General features: G+C 62.5%; 16 protein-coding genes and 1 pseudogene. 2 read left to right on the forward strand and 15 right to left on the reverse strand.

Features of this window, described 5'->3' with window-relative positions; genetic code table 11:
* Positions 1 to 692 precede the first annotated feature (692 nt).
* From rlxS to X728_RS163640, 5 genes are all read right to left on the reverse strand, one after another.
* On the reverse strand, positions 693 to 2,660 hold the full coding sequence (gene rlxS / locus X728_RS163660; protein ID WP_023711844.1) for a relaxase/mobilization nuclease RlxS: 1,968 nt from the start codon (positions 2,658 to 2,660) through the stop codon (positions 693 to 695).
* 186 nt (positions 2,661 to 2,846) lie between these two features.
* Positions 2,847 to 3,533 carry a lytic transglycosylase domain-containing protein gene (locus X728_RS163655; RefSeq protein WP_023704126.1) on the reverse strand — a complete coding sequence of 229 codons (687 nt, stop codon included), beginning with the start codon at positions 3,531 to 3,533 and terminating at the stop codon, positions 2,847 to 2,849.
* The gene (locus X728_RS163650; protein WP_023711845.1) at positions 3,521 to 4,069 is read right to left on the reverse strand and encodes a S26 family signal peptidase; all 549 of its coding nucleotides are present in this window, start codon (positions 4,067 to 4,069) and stop codon (positions 3,521 to 3,523) included. The genes X728_RS163655 and X728_RS163650 overlap by 13 nt, the downstream gene beginning before the upstream one ends.
* Positions 4,066 to 4,335, reverse strand: a complete 270-nt coding sequence (locus X728_RS163645; RefSeq protein ID WP_023672373.1) for a helix-turn-helix domain-containing protein — start codon at positions 4,333 to 4,335, stop codon at positions 4,066 to 4,068. Before X728_RS163645 ends, X728_RS163650 begins: the two co-directional genes overlap by 4 nt.
* A gap of 171 nt (positions 4,336 to 4,506) precedes the next feature.
* Complete coding sequence (locus tag X728_RS163640) at positions 4,507 to 4,830, reverse strand: DUF736 domain-containing protein (RefSeq protein ID WP_023672372.1); 324 nt, start codon at positions 4,828 to 4,830, stop codon at positions 4,507 to 4,509.
* A gap of 826 nt (positions 4,831 to 5,656) precedes the next feature.
* Here X728_RS163640 and X728_RS1000000171275 point away from each other — a divergent pair.
* Positions 5,657 to 5,860: a hypothetical protein gene (locus X728_RS1000000171275; protein ID WP_023830478.1), complete on the forward strand. Its 204-nt coding sequence runs from the start codon at positions 5,657 to 5,659 to the stop codon at positions 5,858 to 5,860.
* Positions 5,861 to 5,934: 74 nt separating this feature from the next.
* On the opposite strand, the gene X728_RS1000000171280 is transcribed toward X728_RS1000000171275, so the two are convergent.
* The 4 genes and pseudogenes from X728_RS1000000171280 to X728_RS1000000168250 form a co-directional block, all read right to left on the reverse strand.
* A complete protein-coding gene (locus X728_RS1000000171280; RefSeq protein WP_023830479.1) occupies positions 5,935 to 6,762 on the reverse strand; it encodes a hypothetical protein in 828 nt (275 codons plus the stop codon).
* Positions 6,763 to 7,025: 263 nt separating this feature from the next.
* Positions 7,026 to 7,446: pseudogene (locus tag X728_RS01000000166130) on the reverse strand (DUF2958 domain-containing protein).
* 247 nt (positions 7,447 to 7,693) lie between these two features.
* Positions 7,694 to 8,656, reverse strand: coding sequence for a zincin-like metallopeptidase domain-containing protein (locus X728_RS163635; protein ID WP_023830480.1), 963 nt, complete (start codon positions 8,654 to 8,656; stop codon positions 7,694 to 7,696).
* Positions 8,657 to 9,198: 542 nt separating this feature from the next.
* Positions 9,199 to 9,432, reverse strand: a complete 234-nt coding sequence (locus tag X728_RS1000000168250; RefSeq protein WP_023708050.1) for a helix-turn-helix transcriptional regulator — start codon at positions 9,430 to 9,432, stop codon at positions 9,199 to 9,201.
* Between the two features lie 104 nt (positions 9,433 to 9,536).
* Between X728_RS1000000168250 and X728_RS163625 the strand changes: the two genes are divergently transcribed.
* Positions 9,537 to 9,818: a DUF2285 domain-containing protein gene (locus X728_RS163625; RefSeq protein WP_081731646.1), complete on the forward strand. Its 282-nt coding sequence runs from the start codon at positions 9,537 to 9,539 to the stop codon at positions 9,816 to 9,818.
* 94 nt (positions 9,819 to 9,912) lie between these two features.
* Here the strand turns inward: X728_RS163625 and X728_RS163620 are convergent, their stop codons facing one another.
* The 6 genes from X728_RS163620 to X728_RS0133990 form a co-directional block, all read right to left on the reverse strand.
* Positions 9,913 to 11,823: a bifunctional diguanylate cyclase/phosphodiesterase gene (locus tag X728_RS163620; RefSeq protein WP_023746202.1), complete on the reverse strand. Its 1,911-nt coding sequence runs from the start codon at positions 11,821 to 11,823 to the stop codon at positions 9,913 to 9,915.
* Between the two features lie 293 nt (positions 11,824 to 12,116).
* Entirely contained in the window at positions 12,117 to 13,298 is a 1,182-nt protein-coding gene (ubiM, locus tag X728_RS163615) for a 5-demethoxyubiquinol-8 5-hydroxylase UbiM (protein WP_023746201.1), read from the reverse strand.
* A 416-nt stretch (positions 13,299 to 13,714) separates the two neighbouring features.
* Positions 13,715 to 13,846, reverse strand: a complete 132-nt coding sequence (gene ccoS, locus X728_RS1000000172185) for a cbb3-type cytochrome oxidase assembly protein CcoS (RefSeq protein WP_081732297.1) — start codon at positions 13,844 to 13,846, stop codon at positions 13,715 to 13,717.
* An 84-nt stretch (positions 13,847 to 13,930) separates the two neighbouring features.
* Positions 13,931 to 14,698, reverse strand: a complete 768-nt coding sequence (locus X728_RS163610; protein ID WP_023830481.1) for a CBS domain-containing protein — start codon at positions 14,696 to 14,698, stop codon at positions 13,931 to 13,933.
* A gap of 66 nt (positions 14,699 to 14,764) precedes the next feature.
* Positions 14,765 to 14,935 carry a cbb3-type cytochrome oxidase assembly protein CcoS gene (ccoS, locus tag X728_RS163605; protein ID WP_023697810.1) on the reverse strand — a complete coding sequence of 57 codons (171 nt, stop codon included), beginning with the start codon at positions 14,933 to 14,935 and terminating at the stop codon, positions 14,765 to 14,767.
* The coding region (locus X728_RS0133990) for an HAD-IC family P-type ATPase (protein WP_031194668.1) at positions 14,932 to 15,376 on the reverse strand (445 nt) is incomplete at its 5' end. The genes X728_RS0133990 and ccoS (X728_RS163605), both read right to left, overlap by 4 nt.

Raw genomic sequence — 15,376 nt, forward strand, 5'->3', positions numbered from 1 at the left:
CTCCAGATGTCGCGATGACCGACGTGGCCGGCGCGATTGAACGGGTCTCATGCCCAAAGCTGCCTCGGTGCCCAGTAGCGGCACCGCATGACCCACCCGGCGCTGCTCGAAGTAAACCGCGGCCAGCCAACATCCGAAGGTGCGCCAGACCCGATGTCGCGGCGGCCTGATGGCTCCGGCGCCGTGCCGCGGCAGAAAGCTGCCGATCTCGTCTGGCATGGTCGCTGACCGCATCGTCACCCGGGCCATCGCAGCGACTTTTCTCCGTTACAAAGTCCCCGCGGGACGGACTGCCAGTTCACGCCAGGGCCAACAGCACCCGCAGGGGCGACCGCCGCGTCTGCCGGTCCTGCGAGTAGAATAAGATCGGGAAGTGCGGCTTCATCCTCGATGCCAGAGCTCGCTTCGCCGTACCGCGGCCGCCATAGCCCCTTGCGCTATCACGAGTCAGCCCACCTTTCTAGCTGGCAGCCATCGGGAGCCGATCCGCAACCACAGGGCGGCACCTGTCGGCCCGGCTTCCGTGTCAACGCAGAACATGATGCATATTCCCAGCGCTTTTTGACAGAGCGAACTACAAAATGCAGAACACTGACTCTCCGCCAAATGAATGCTGCGAGCAAGCAGCAGGCGGAGGAACTCCGTCTGGGCTGAGTACCTGTTTCAAAGTGAACAAATAAATTGTAGCCAGTTCACGAAACGCCAGGCCCGCTCCTCTGCCGTCCGATCGTCCAGGAAATCCCCTCGGCGCGCACCACGCCAGACACCTCCTTGCCGATATGATGCTCAAGCACCGGCCGCCAGGGCACCAGCGTGAACTCGCGCGATTTCTCGATGACAGCGTATTTTCCGCCGGCGAGCTCGACGCAGCGGCGCAGCGTACCGTCTATTCGATTGCCATGCTGCGCTTCAGAATACGAGAGCCCGAGTTCGTCCGAGAGCTGACTGGCAACACGGTTCAGCTCTCGTTGGCGCAGCATTGAAAGCATGTTGGCGCGATAGATGACCCGATCCTGCGCATCATGGGCAAGACCTTGCGCGATCAGCCACTGCTGTCGGCGGGCCTGGACCTGACGTACTTCTCGACCGAAGCCAGAGTCGCGCAAGGACTCAGGGTGGGCTGATACCAGCTCCTGGTCGATCCAGGTGGCGCCGTCAAAGCCTACTTGGCTCTCCAGCGGCATTGATGAGAGCTTGTCGACGACAACAGGCTGGGCCCTCGCTCGTTGACGCTCGTAATCCGCGACGCGGTTGAGATGGTCGGGCGCGACTGTCCATGTGCCGTCCGGCTCGCGCTCGACGCCACCGGTCGCACGGCGGATCGCCTCCAGTCGCCGCACGTGCGTTTCGGCAAAGCGTTCGGTGGCCGAGGGGTCATGCTTGAGATGGATATCGATGCTGTAGCGCCCGTCGTTGACCGTGGCGATGCCGGCAATTGTGCGGTCGACTTTTCTTGGCCCGGTGTCCCTCGGCCTGATCCGCACTATGCAGCCTTCTGGTGTCGGTTGGGTGGCCTCGCCTTTGCCGATATCAAAATAGTGGCTTTTGCCGTCCACGCCGTCAACGACGAGGTAATGGCGGTCAGTGATTTCGTCGGCCAGCCCGCGCCCGACGACACGTCCGACCACGGTTTGGGCCGACCCGTCGGATCGATCGTGGATAAGATAGTCGGCGGCACTGCGGACGAGCCCCTTGCCGGTCAGCTCGCGATGGATGGTCTTGACAATGTCGCCGCGCTCGCCGATGCGGCGTAGCGTGGCTTCGAGATCATCCTCCAGGCGCCAGCGACCCGAAGGCATCTCCTCGGCGAGGCCCATCCGCTCGAGCTTGCGCAGGCGGCCCTGGTGCAGCGTCTGGCGAAAGGTGTCTCGGCTGGCTGGTGAGACATGCCCCTCGTCGCGCATGCGCATCAGCTGCCGGTCGATGCTGGTGAAGCGTTCCTGCTCCATCTCCTGGCGCAAGCGCTGCTCGATCTCGCGGTCGGTGCGCGGGCCAAGGTCGAGGCTAACCAGTTCGGCTGCGCGCTCGCGCAGGCCAGAGGAGATGTAGTCCCGCGCGATGACGAGGTTTTCGCCGTGATCGTCCCTGCCGCGCACGATGATGTGGGTGTGAGGATGGCCGGTGTTGAAATGGTCGACGGCCACCCAGTCTAGCCTGGTGCCGAGGTCTTCTTCCATTTGCGCCATGAGGCGCCGGGTGAGCAGCTTCAGGTCATCATACTCGATACCGTCTTCAGGGGCGACGATGAAGCGGAACTGATGACGGTCACCGTTCGCGCGATCGAGAAAGGCCCTGCCGTCCGCGTGGTCTTTGTCGGCAGCGTAGAGCTCGCCACGCTCGCCTTCCCGGGTGACGCCGTCGCGCTGGAGGTAGCGGAGGTGCGCACGAGCTCCGTCGACTCCCTTGCCGGCCAGCTTGACGATGCGTGCCTTGACGACTGCGCGCCGCTGCCGAAACGCCGCGTGGCGGTCGCGTGCTCTAAGAACGGCGGCAGCAGCCCCGCCGCGCCCCACCCGGCTTCCGATGAAGCGGCTGCCGCGTCCGCTCCTGCCGCCTGCTCGGTTGACCGCGGCCTGGACCTGGCCAGCGTAGCGTTTGCCCGCCTTCGAGCCGCGCGAGCCAATTTTGCCGAGCCTCGGCGTGAATTCGTCATCCTGCATGCGGCCTCCGATGAACCAGCAGCAAAATCAGAGGCTTGCGCGCCAGACCCTCCTGGACCCGCAGGCAACCTCCCGGGAAAACGATGTGCAGACAAACACTTCGCCGCCTCAGGAGGCGATGCCTTTATCTTGCCTTCCGCGGACCTGCCTCCCTGCCCCCCGCCCGAACCGCGGTAGCCGCTGCCCTCACCTGCGATCCGGCCGGCCTGACCTTGCTCGCTCCGATCCGAGCGGCACCAGGAGGTGGCCATTCGGGCCGGTCACGGAAACACCGTTTCGGAGGAAAAACAGCGACTGCCCGGAAGGGATTCCCGGCGCGCTTTTGGAACGGGATTTGTCGGTGAGCGCGTCCATATCGGCGGCCGAAATGCCCGCCGCCTTGACCTCTTCCAGATACGAAACCGTCTCGCTGGGCAGTGGCCGCCCACGCTGCAAATGCTGTTCGTAGCGCTCCGGCCCGGCGTTATAGGCTGCAAACAGGCCTGGAAATCCGAAGCGGTCATACATGGCGCGCAGATAGGCAGTGCCTGCCAGAATGTTGTCGCGAGGGTCGTGCGGGGCGGCTCCCAGGCCAAGCTCTGCGCGCAACTCCTCGTAGGTGCCTGGCATCACCTGCATCAGGCCAATGGCACCGGCGCTCGACGTGACCGGCCGTCCATTGAGCCTTGTCTGCCCCCGGCTTTCGGCATCCATGACGGCATAAATCCAAGTCTGTGGAATGCTGAAACGCCGGCTTGCTTCGGCTACGAAGGGCTGCCATCTTGCAAGCTGCGGACTATGGGAGATGACGACCGGCTTCGTGTTGGTCGCCGCGGAACAGGAGCATGGTGCGAGAGACACCATGCCCAGCATCAGGAGGGTCACTCGGTCCATAGCGGCACGAGCCTCCCGATGATATTTTCGGTCGGCACCGGCCCGAAATAGCGGCTGTCGAACGAGCGATTTTTGTCGCTGCCGAGTAGGAAAACCTCGGCAGCGGCGAGCTTTCGGCAGGCATTCCACGAAGGCAGCGGACGGTGCTGCGTGTCGGTTGCAAGCCGGCGCGCGACAATCTCGCCGCCGATGATGATGGCGTCGCCGAAGGCGCAGACGTGCTCGCCAGCCAGCGCGGCAAGGTGCTTGACCAGCGGCACGTTGCTGGGCAGATAGAAGCGTTCGGCGGCCAGATCGACGACCGGTTTTGGCGGGCGGACGAGTACGAGATCACCAAGAGCCGGCGATCCGGACGCGACGCGATAGAGGCCGACCGGCGCACTCGCCGAGGCGTTCCAGACCAGCCAGGGCGATGGTTTGCCGAAGGCGGCGAAGCCGATCAGGGCAAGGCCCATCGTGGCCATGGCGATCGTCTTGCGCGCCCGAATGCGCCGCAGATGGCTGCCGATCAGATGGATGGTGGGACGCCGGCTCATGAGCGGCCTCCCTCGCCGGCCGAGCCGGAATCGTGCCCGCCGTCCTCGGGCCCGGTCTCCTGCGCGTGCCCCTTCGACCAATCGTCGAGTTCGTCGATGTGATAGCGGACATAGCGGCCGTGCTTGCGGAATTGCGGGCCGCCGCCTTTGAGGCGCATCTTCTCCAGCGTGCGCTGGGACAGCCCGATATAGAAGGCGGCTTGCGCGGTATTGAGAAACGGACTGCCCTTCTTGGCGCGGGCTGCGCGTTCGTTTTCGTCGTCCATGATGATCCTCGTTTCGCTACGGACAAGCGAAGGCGAGGATCGGCGAGCGAGATCGTTTTGGGGACGGGCGAAGAGTGGGAGGCGAGTTTTCGCCGCCCCCTTCGGCGGCCTCACGGGTCCTGAGAGAGGACCCCGCGCCGGTGGCGGCGCGGGGCTTTCCGGATCGGCCGGTTAGTCGACCGGGTTCCAGATGATGGCGTAAGTGTCGTCGTCATCCTGGCCGGCGGCGCGGCCGAGATTGGCGTAGAGCTTGCGGGGGCCAAACTCGGGGGCGGCAATCGACAGGCTCACATAGTCCTTGCCGGAGGTCTCGCCGGTGCGGATCCAGCCCGCACCCACTTCGACCCCTTGCGTCAGCACCCGGAAGTCGGGATGGGTGTCGGCGCTCTTTGCCTGATTGGGCACGATATCGATGTCGGCGCGGACGCTGAGCGTCTTGAGCTGGCCCTTGTAGCCGCCGTTTTCCTGTTTGGTGACGTATCCGATCGCGGTCATTTCCAGTCTCCTCTTGGTGCTCGCAAGGGACCATTCCCCTGCGATGGCGGACCGTGATGGGCGCGTCCGGACCGCCGGAACCGGGACGGCCGCAGCGATAGCGGAGGACCCGCGCGGGCAGCTTTTTTGAAGCGAAGCGGCGCGAGGAAGCCGCCGCAGGCGGTGGGGAAAAAAGCTGCCGGCGAGGGTTTCGGGCGGGCCTGATCCGCCCATAGGTCGACAAGCCAGCCGCAGGGAATGGTCCCCGAGACACAATGGAGACAGGTGGCGCGATCGGTGACACAAGAAGCCGGCCGCAATGCAGAGCGCCGGCTGCGCGGGCTCTGTCGGCAACCGGATCGGACAATTGGCCCCATGGGCCTTTGGCGCCTCAGCAAGCAACCCGGCGCGGTGCGGGGCTGCCGAAATGGGGCGAACTGGCGTCGGAATTTCTCGCGCGCGGCACTGGCTCGACAAGACGCCCAATCGGCAGCCGGCGTGGCCCGTAGCGGCGCGCGCGACCTGAGCGGCGGTAATCGAGAGAACCGCCGCTCGGGCCCTGATCGACTATTCGCGCACGAACAGCGGCTGCACTTGTGTCCACTGATCGGCGGTGCGGAGCCGCTGCGGCTGGTGTAGCTTTCGGCCGGGAATTTCATCCAGCGCGGCAGCCAGGTCTCGACCCAGGGGCGGCCATTCTCGCCCGCCAGGAAGTCGCGGATGATGTTCTTTTGCGTCTTGACCTTCTCGGCGACATTGCCGTCCGCGACCAGCTTGCCGCCGACGTCGGCCAGCATCGAATTGGCGATTTCCTTGTCGCGCAAGAGGTCGAAGAGGCATCGTCCGGTTGCCACCATATGCCCATGTCGACGTTCAGGTGGTTGCCGAGCGCCTCGACGACGGCGCTGCCGGCTGCAAGCGTCTCGGCCATGACAAGGGTGAGAACGCGCATGACATCGTCGTCGCAGAGAGCCAAGAGGCGCGCGAACACGCCGGCGATAGCAACGGCGTCGCCATTGCCGCCGGCGACCAAGCTATCCTCATCCGGTGATCCGAGCAGGGCCAATACCTCGCGCCGCTTTTTGCCGAATGCGGCTTCAGCCTTGCAGCCGGCAAGGCTGGCAGTCACCGTCTCGTTGGCTGCGCGCTGCGGCTCAGGCCGCACCTGCCACAGGCCCGAACCGGTGATGGCGTGCGCCACCACGAGGCGCAGCGCCACGGCGGGATGGTCGAGCATGGCCGCGCGCACGGCGGCATGGCGATGCAGATCGATATAGTTGTGCATCGGGCCGGTGACTTCGGGGCGCGGCAGCTTGGCGGCTGTTTCTTCTTGCTCGCCGCCCTCGCGGGCGCGGCGGGCTTCCTTGCGTGACAGCCAGCCCTCGTGACACTCGACCTCGCCGCGATGCGAGACAGTGATGACGATCTTGCCGCCCTTCTTCTTCGGGGTCTTCTCGTGGTCCCATGCGTGGAAATACTGGCCCGGTTCCAGCGCACAACCTCGCTCCAGCCCTCGTTGAGATAGGTGTCGCGTTTGGTGGCAATCGCTTCGTTCTGCTTTTGCCAGAACAGGTCCGCATCGGCGAAATAGCTGTCCTCGCCGAACAGGTCCGAGGTGATCAGGCCGGGATACTCCTCGATGGCAAACAGTGCCACCTTGGTGGAAATCGACTGGCCGCCGAACAGCCATTGCTTCAATTGATAGCCACGCGGCGCGTATTGATCGGGATCGGCACAGAGTGCCAGCCAGTCCTTCTGCTGCGCCTTGGAAGACATGGTGAGATGGCGCACCGGCTCGGTGTCGATCTCCTCGCGCCGATAGGCTTCGCGGATTTTGGGCAAGAGGTCGCCAAGCGCCAGAATGCGTTTGACCTTGAGATCAGTGGTGCCGAAGGTCACAGCGATGTCGAGAACGGTGCGGCCTTGCCTGACAAGCCGCGAAACGTCTCCCATTGCCATACTTCGTCAGGATCGAGGCGGGCGAGGTTTTCGATCAGGAAGCTTCGAGCGCATCGGCGTCGTCACCGTCCTCCATGATGGCGCAGGGCAAGGGATCGCCTTCACCGCGCTCGTCGGCAAGCGATTTCGCGGCGAAATAGCGCCGCCTGCCGGGTTGTCCCGCCGCGGAGGCCGAAGGCCGACGCGGCGGGACGGGTTTTGCGCCTATCGGCGCTNCGCGGAGGCCGAAGGCCGACGCGGCGGGACGGTTTTTGCGCCTATCGGCGCTGCTGTTCCGCCGTGTCGGGCGGAAGCTCGGAATGGGGCTTTGATAGGGCGTCTGCTGCCTGCTGCAGCAGTCGCTCGGCCTCGGTGACGTGGCCGCAAAATGCGGGCGGCTTCGGCATGGACGGAGATCGGAAAGCGCGCCTGGAAATGCAGGTCGCGCTCTATGCCGAGGCCAAGCGGCCCTTTTACGGATGCAAGCTCGGCCAGACTGACGCTGCCAAGTTCGGGGAAGCCGAAGCCGAGATCGCAAAGACCGAACAGCGTGTCGCCATCGGCGTCGAGTTCGCTCAGAAGCGAGGTCGCGGCACCTGTCGGATCAAACAGTTTCACAACGGGAAAATGGTCGATGTCGGCGCCGGCGGCGCCATGGGCGAGCAGTCGTGCGCGCAGTGGATTGGTGATCAGGATCATGGAAAGACTCCTTGTCAGAACGGGTCGCGTTGACTTCTTGCGTCCGGCGGGAGAAAGGTTCACCGGACCTTCCTCTGATCCGCCTCCCCATTAGAGACCGACCTCGAGCAGCTTTGCGCCGCGCGCGGACACATCGGCGCGTCCATCAGGAGGGTTTGCCCGCGTGGTGATCGGCTGGACGCCGGGAATGAGCGTCTGCTCCTTTGCGGCGTCGGCTCGGTCGCGGTCAGTTGAGGATCGCGCATCGTCATGCCGCAATCCCTTCTTGCGCCTCGCCTTCCGCATCGGCCGGAAGGCCAAACAGGAAATCAGCGGCCTTCGAAGCTAGCCTGGCGGCACGGAATATAGCGCGGTTGTCCTCGCGCAGCACCTTCAGCCATGAGCCGATGTAATCGGCGTGACGCACGGTCGGCTCGATGCCGAGATTGCTGCAGACGAAGGCGGCAGTGATTTCGGCGACCAATTCTTCACGCGCGTAGGCCTTGGAGCCGAACGAGCCGGAGAGGTCGCGAGCAAGCCGCGTCGGGTGGCCGGTCCAGTGGCCTAGCTCGTGAAAGCAGGTCCGGTAATAGTCGATCTGCTGATGGAACGCTGGCTGCGGCGGCACCTGAATGTGGTCGCTGCACGGCATGTAGAAAGCGCGATCGCCGCCGACCCTGAAATCCGCACCGCTGGCGAGAATGAGCGTCTCGGCCTGCGGCACGATCTCGCACTGTGGCAGCGGCTCGGCAGGGGCATGGAGGTGTTCCGGAAGATTGTCGCATTGCGCGACATTGAAGACGGTAAAGCGCTTCAGAAAAGGCACGGCCTGTGGTGCATCGCCCTCGTGGCGTGCGCGCTCCTTCTCGTTCTTTGGGACAAAGCGGTCGGCATGCACGATCGTCGTGCCGCGCTCGCCCTTCCTGACATTGCCGCCCAGGGCAAGCGCCTGCCGGAAGGTCAGCCAATTCTGGCTGGGATAGCTGCGCTCGATGACGGCGCCCCACAGGATGAGGATATTGATGCCGGAATAGGTGCGCCCCGTGGACGCATTCCTCGGCAGGCCGAGGCCTGCTTTTGCGCTGCCCCATGGCTTGACCCATGGCACGGTGCCGCGCTCCAGCTCGGCAATGATGCGGTCGGTGATCTCCTGATAGAGGCTTGCGCCTGGGCGCCTGCCCTTGCCTGCGCCAGCCTCTCCGCTGGTGGTACGCTTGCTGTTTGCACGCATGTGTTATCCTCCGCTCGCCAATCGCCGCGCCTTTCCCCGGAAGCGGGGTGGGCGGCGAGTCGCGACCGGAAAGGCCCGCCGTGGTAGGCGGACCGCATCCGAAGGACCGGAACGAAGAGGAGGACCCTGAGCGGCACGCGAAGGGTTGCGGGCTGCCGCGGCGGGTCTAGAAGGGAGTGCCGCCCGCCCCGCGCCACCGGGAANAAAGGCCAACAGACAAACCGCGCCGCCCGCAAGGGCGGCGGCCGTCACAGCCCGAAGGGCTGCCCACGCCAAGGGGCGAAGCCGAATGGCCGAGACCGCCTGAGCTTGCCGAAGAAAAGCGGGCTCGGTTCACGAGCACCTGGTGCGCGTCGTCAGGCGCGCGGGCGCCCGCCAAGTTTTTTCGCACATGGTCAGGCGCCGCAGTTACGTCGAGAACCAAAAGGCATCGGCGCCGTGCGCGCGGCTTCCTCCGAAAACCAGCGCTCGCCTTTCAACAAATTGAGGCGTTGTCCCACTCAATATTCCTGTCCGTGATCATGATAGATGCGGCGCGCCCGCTAGGACCGGAGGCTGGAGAGAATCTCGCACGGATCAGCGTCAAGGGCCGCAGTTATGTCGAGAAACTCGATGACATCGAGACGCCGCTCTGCGCCCTCGTACTTGGCCACGAAGGATTGGGGACGACCAAGCTTGTCAGCCAGCTGCTTCTGGGTCAGGCCTTTGGCCTTGCGCAGCAAAACCAGCCGGGCCAGGAACCGCTGGTGGCGGGGCGATCGAAGGGATTTGGGCATGGAGGCGAACCGGTCGGGTAAAGACCGGATCAGCGACTAATCCCGGTTTCGGATTATCCCATTTTGGGATATACTGCCTGCGCTCACAGGCGAGGTTCGCAGGCATGAATGGACCAATGGGAACAGATGAGACTCGAAGCTCAAGTTTGAGCGATGAAGTCCCCTGGTCGGAGAACCTCACGAGCTACGACAGGGAGCATTTCACGATCTACCTGCGGATCCTGGATGCCTGCGCCGAGAATGCCAGCGAAAAGGAGATGGCCGAGCGCATCCTCGGCATCGACCCGTCCATTGACCCGGTCCGCGCCCGCAAAGCTCTTCGCAGCCATATCGACCGTGCGAACTGGATGGTGACGACCGGCTACAAGGAACTGTTCGCCGGCTGATGCACAGCGCCCAATGCCACGTGTTTCGAGTAGGCAAGTCTCTGTAGCCAAATTCGGCAGCGCACGGCCGCGACAGCGGGCGCTGCGGGAGCGGTCACAACTGGTTCGCGTACTGTTTGACTGCCATTTCCAGTGCTTGCATCAAAGGCACAGCCTTGGAGAAGAGGAAGCCTTGGGCGGTTCGGCAACCAAGCTTGTGCAGGGTTTGCCGATCCGCCTCTGTTTCGACGCCCTCGGCCATGACCTCGATCCCGAGCATGTCACCGAGTTCGATGACGGATTTGACAAGCAGTCGGTCCTCTCGGGACTTGGCCAAGCCGCGAATGAAGCCTTGGTCTATTTTCACCTTGCGTATCCGACGGTCCTTGAGAGATGCCAAGGTAGAAAAGCCGGTGCCGAAGTCGTCGAGCGCGATGGAAATACCGGCATGCGAAAGCCGTCCGAGCTTTTCATCCACTCTGTCCGGATCCACCGGCGATTCTTCGGTAATCTCGATTTCGAACATCGTCGCAGGCAGGCCTCTTGCGGCCAGACCATCCAGAACCATGTCGTCGATATCGCCGGCTTCCAGTTCGCGCGGGGAAACATTCATCGCCACACGAATGTTACGACAGTCAGCTTTCACCAAGCCGTCGATAAAAGCACAACAGTCGGCGAATACGGTTTGCGTCAGCAGCTGAAGCATTCCGGTTTCGCGTGCGGCTGTGATGATTTCGGGTGGAGAGATGGCACCATGTGTCGGATGGGACCATCTCAGCAAGGCTTCAAAACCGACCACGGCCTCGGTGTCGAGTTTCACGATCGGCTGGAACCAAGGTTGCAATCTTCCCGTCTTTATCGCCGAATGAAGGTCCCGTTCGATGGACTGGCGGCGTTGGAGTTCCCGGTCGAGTTCGGCATCGAACAGGCAAAATTCGTTCCTGCCATGGCGCTTGGCCGTATAAAGGGCGATATCGGCCCGCAACAGCATTTCAGTCAGGCTCGACGTCTGCGCCAAGTATATCCCTATCGATGCCCCGACGCGCACGGACGCGACCCCGACATAGGGGCGAGCAATTTTGGCTATGATATTGGAGGCGAGATCACTGGCAGAAAGCGAAGCTCTCGTTGAGGGAAAAACCAGCACGAATTCATCGCCGCCGATACGAGCTAGCGTTGAGCCTTCCGGTGCTTCCTGCTCTATGCGGCGGGCGATCATGACAAGCAGTTCATCACCGGTCCTGTGACCGTAGGTGTCGTTGACAGATTTAAAGCCGTCCAGATCAATCAGCATTGCCACGAAGGGGCCATCCGCGGTCTTGAACCGACCGATGGCGTGTTCAAGGCCCCGCCTGTTGAGAAGGGCGGTCAAATGGTCCTCCCTGGAGTTGCGCTCCATTTCCGACGCAAGTCGCTCTGCCTCATGTCTCAGGCGGCTTGCTTCGCGGAAGCGCGCCTGCCCAACAAACGAAGCTCGGACCAAGCCGCCCATGAAGAGCAGAACGGTGAAAGCCAGAATGTAGCGTTCAAAATTGCCTTTCGCCAAAAGGCACGCCACCGTGATGAGGAGTGGAGGTGTGATGAAGCTGGTCGCCGCCGCGGCATACGAACTGCCATATGTAACCGCACCAGCTGAAATGCCCGCCAGTATGACCAGATGCATCGGTGCTTGAGGTGTTGTGTATCCAACAGTCAGCACGGCCGGGAAGGACCAGGCAAACCCTGCCAGAAGGGCAAGGACGCCAAACATGCGAAGGCGCGGCAAAACGCCAAGCAAATCCTGATGGCGCCCCGTTTCCTTTAGCTGAAAACGGGCGAGTGCAAGCCGGGCGGCATTTAGCGCATTGACGACCAGGAACCAGCTTGCAGCGGCAAAGCCGCCGCCAGAAAGGGCCTGCACCCCGCAAATCAGGCCTGACAGGATCGCGCTTATCGGCATCGACACGAAGAGCCCGGCCCTCAGGTCAGCAAGCTGATCCTGACGGATTTTGGCCTCCAGCGATTCTTCTTTCTTTAGGGGTGCCATGAATGGACCAGCTTGCTTCCGTCATTGTTCGCGAGGACCAAACCTATGCAAGCCCACTGAAGGACGGGTTAACTACCCAGCGAGGGTAACCAGTGCGCTCACCATGCTTCGGGTCACACCTTTGGCTTAGCATTGCCGAATCATCAAGGTTTCGCCCGCGCGCGTGCCTTGATCCGAATCATGCCATGATCGGCAACGTCACCAGGAAGCAGCCTTGCCCGCGACGCTGCGAGCCAGCAAGACAAAGAAGCCGCGCCGAGACAGCGCTCCAGAGCGGTAGCGCTCTGTGCGATTCACCGCCTGAGCATGGCCGAAATGCCATGGCGGACAAAGGGAAGATGTTGGGCAAAGCGGAGCCCAGCATGTCTTGCAAGCCGTGCCGCCGGGTGCTCGCTTGAGTAAAGACCGACAAGCATGTTGGTGGCATGATAGAGCGGCGCCGCCGACAGCCGCAGCCGGCTTTCGTATCTGCCGAGCATGTCGGGATCGGCAATGTCGCGGCGGGCGCGACATGCTGTCAGTATTTTATGAGCGAGTTGCTTCTGGCCGCTGAGGCCGATGTTGAAGCCATGCGCGGTCACCGGGTGCATGCCGATGGCAGCGTCTCCTATAAGTGCCGCACTCGGTGCCGAGAACTTGTGCGCCCAGGTCGTGACCAGCGGATAGGCATGGCGGGTGCTTGCCAGGGTCATCTGCCCGAGGCGTCCTCGACACCGGTTCATCAATTCCATGAGGAACAATTCGTCATCGAGAACAGACAGTCTATCGGCCTCGATTGAGCGCAAAGTCAGAAGCAGCGACGACACGCCTTCCATGAGCGGCAACATCGCTATGGTCTGATGGTGGTCGAACCATTCGACCGCGATCTGGTGATGGAAGCGCTCGTGCCTCACTCGGCAAATCAGCATGGAGTGGCCAAGCGGATGGATGTTGGCGCCAATGCCGAGCAGGTCGCGCATCGCGGACAAACGCGAATCCGCTGCTACGAGCAGCCGAGCGGCCAATTGCCTGCCATCAGAAAGCGTTATGACCGCCTCGTCGTCGCTGGTTGTTGCATTCACGACCGAGTTGCCGCACAGCAGCCGGGCATGATCCTGGAAGTAGACAATTTTGAACAGGGCATCGCGGATCCGACAATTTGGGACCAGAAATCCGAGTGGTTCCCCAGATCCGCTGCGAGTATCGAAGCACAGGGCGAAAGGGCTCGATCCGTTGAGCACGCGCGCGCCATGAAGCGGTGATTTGTCAGATGCGGGCATGGCGTCCCAGGCGCCGAGCTCGCGAAGGATTCTCACCGATGCGTGCGTCAGCGCGATCTCGCGACCGTCGAAAGCCGGATTCGCCAGGCTGTCGATCGACTGCCGTTCAACCACTGCCACCTTGAGTCGGCTCAGGGCGAGCGATGCTGCGAAGGCAAGTCCGACCGGCCCAGCTCCGACGACAATGATGTCGAATGTGTCGACAGAGCCGGCCATCAGCGTGCCGCCATAGCGGCTATCTGCGATACGAAGCGCTCTTGAAGCATCGCAATCACCCACGGTTTGCCGCTCATCTCCCCATCGTCGATAGACATGCGTTCTCCGTTGGAAGCCTGGTCAATGAAACCACGCCGACGAAGAGATAACGCTGATCTGGATCAACCAGGCTCGATAACCCGGCAACGGCGGGTTCACGGTCGAGTGGTCGATTGCCGTGAAAACGTTTGCATGTCTAGGCATTCTGAATGGTCGGCTTCCCAATCGCGGGCCCCTACTGGCCAAAGGTTCGGCAACGTATTGTGGCTGATCCGTTCTTCGCACGCGCGCCGATATCATCATGACGAGGCAATCCAGCAAAGACTCGGTCGACTGACGACCAGCATCCGCACGGTCGTTGGGCGCCGCCAACCGGTTCAGCCTCGCGGCTCTTCCCGATCGATAAGGATCCGCTGGGCGGAGCCGTCGAGATCTTCGTATTGGCCGCTCTTCATATCCACAGGAAGCGCCGGTCCAAGCCCCACCAAAACAGGCAGCGGCCATCGCATTCCGTCAGGACGGGCATCTTGCTGCCGATAGCGTGCTCTCCGCCCATGACGGGCGCTAGACGCCGAAGGAACTCGCCGACAGCCTCATGTCCAAGTGATGTGGGAAGGGAGCAGAACCAAAGGGACTCTGCTCCGCGTCCCCGCCTTTTCCGCAGCTATGAAACCTTCACCGAACGGATCCGTACTGAGGAGGAGGCCGTCCTTGACTTGCCCGACGCCGGCAACCTTCTCAGCCGCAACGATCGCTGCCTTCCGCTGACGCTCGTCGACAATCGCCCCCTTCAGTTCGACAAGGCCGTCGCTGACCCTCACATCGATCAAGTCACCACCGCTCCAGGTTTGTGACTGCAGTTCGGCAAGGATAGCCTTGCGGATCAGGTCGTCATCGGGTGGCGTGGTTCCCTGTTTCGGCATGGCGCGGATCAGGACAAGCAGCAAATCAGTTCGCGTGATGATGCCGATGACCCTGTCCCGATCGACAATCGGAAGATTGTTGATGCGATGTTGCATCATCAGGTCGACAATATCTGCAATCGAGGCGCTAGGAGGCGCCGAGATGACGGGTGTGGTCATCACCTGATGGATGATCCGTCCGTTCGAGCGCGCATAGTCATTGGCGACTGTGCCCGGGCCAAGATCAAACTCCAGCCAGCGCGGACGCACACGCTGGGTCCCAAGTTCTTCTCGGCGCAAGAAGTCGCTTTTGCTTACAATACCAATCAGGGTGCCGTCGCTGTCTGCTACCGGCAGGCAGCTGACCTTGTTTGAAAGCATGAGCTCGACCGCTTGCGCGATCGTCGCGTTCGCATTCGTCGTGATGACTGGCTTTGTCATTATGGATTCGGCTTGCATCCTCACCCTCCTGATCTTTCGTCGGACGACGATAGGACATCCCGACCCGCGGCGCGTTGATCTGAGTCACTTGGAACGAGGAGGATTCTCCGCGCCGTCGTCGCGGTCGATTAGAATGCGCTCCGCAGCGCCATCGAGATCATCGTACTGGCCGCTTCTCAACGCCCACAGGAAGCCGGACAGGCCGAGTGCGCCAAGGAACAACGCCACCGGAATGAGATAGGCGAGCGTCGTCATGAAGATCGGGCCAAGGCGCCGGCCCGCGCGGGCCTGCCCTGCCGCGCTGTTTCGGACGACACACCCGTTGCGAAGCCTTGCAGACGCATTGCGTTTCCAATCACAAGCATTGACGAGGCAGACATCGCGACCGCCGCGATGAGAGGCGTAACATGACCCAGAATGGCGATCGGCACGGCCACAGCATTGTAAACGATCGCAATTGTTATGTTCTGTCGGATCAGGCTTCCCGCCTTGCGCGACACGTCCAGCGCCAGCGGGATCGCCAAGAGGCTTTCGCGCAGAAAAACGAAGTCGGCTGCATTGCGGCCAATGTCGGCGGCGGTGGCGGGTGCGATCGAGACATGCGCGGCGCTCAGCGCCGGCGTGTCGTTGAGCCCGTCGCCAACCATCAGAACCTTGTGCCCGTCTCTCGCCAGGCTCTCGATGCGTTCAACCTTG

Origin of the sequence: Mesorhizobium sp. L103C119B0 (assembly GCF_000502235.1) — a bacterium.
Taxonomy (GTDB): Bacteria; Pseudomonadota; Alphaproteobacteria; order Rhizobiales; family Rhizobiaceae; genus Mesorhizobium.

Excerpts from the sequence above, each read along its gene's own strand:
- rlxS (WP_023711844.1), bottom strand. The coding sequence starts at position 2,660 with ATGCAGGATGACGAATTCACGCCGAGGCTCGGCAAAATTGGCTCGCGC.
- X728_RS163655 (WP_023704126.1), bottom strand. The coding sequence starts at position 3,533 with ATGGACCGAGTGACCCTCCTGATGCTGGGCATGGTGTCTCTCGCACCA.
- X728_RS163650 (WP_023711845.1), bottom strand. The coding sequence starts at position 4,069 with ATGAGCCGGCGTCCCACCATCCATCTGATCGGCAGCCATCTGCGGCGC.
- X728_RS163645 (WP_023672373.1), bottom strand. The coding sequence starts at position 4,335 with ATGGACGACGAAAACGAACGCGCAGCCCGCGCCAAGAAGGGCAGTCCG.
- X728_RS163640 (WP_023672372.1), bottom strand. The coding sequence starts at position 4,830 with ATGACCGCGATCGGATACGTCACCAAACAGGAAAACGGCGGCTACAAG.
- X728_RS1000000171280 (WP_023830479.1), bottom strand. The coding sequence starts at position 6,762 with ATGGGAGACGTTTCGCGGCTTGTCAGGCAAGGCCGCACCGTTCTCGAC.
- X728_RS163635 (WP_023830480.1), bottom strand. The coding sequence starts at position 8,656 with ATGCGTGCAAACAGCAAGCGTACCACCAGCGGAGAGGCTGGCGCAGGC.
- X728_RS1000000168250 (WP_023708050.1), bottom strand. The coding sequence starts at position 9,432 with ATGCCCAAATCCCTTCGATCGCCCCGCCACCAGCGGTTCCTGGCCCGG.
- X728_RS163625 (WP_081731646.1), top strand. The coding sequence starts at position 9,537 with ATGAATGGACCAATGGGAACAGATGAGACTCGAAGCTCAAGTTTGAGC.
- X728_RS163620 (WP_023746202.1), bottom strand. The coding sequence starts at position 11,823 with ATGGCACCCCTAAAGAAAGAAGAATCGCTGGAGGCCAAAATCCGTCAG.
- ubiM (WP_023746201.1), bottom strand. The coding sequence starts at position 13,298 with ATGGCCGGCTCTGTCGACACATTCGACATCATTGTCGTCGGAGCTGGG.
- ccoS (WP_081732297.1), bottom strand. The coding sequence starts at position 13,846 with ATGCGATGGCCGCTGCCTGTTTTGGTGGGGCTTGGACCGGCGCTTCCT.
- X728_RS163610 (WP_023830481.1), bottom strand. The coding sequence starts at position 14,698 with ATGCAAGCCGAATCCATAATGACAAAGCCAGTCATCACGACGAATGCG.
- ccoS (WP_023697810.1), bottom strand. The coding sequence starts at position 14,935 with ATGACGACGCTCGCCTATCTCATTCCGGTGGCGTTGTTCCTTGGCGCA.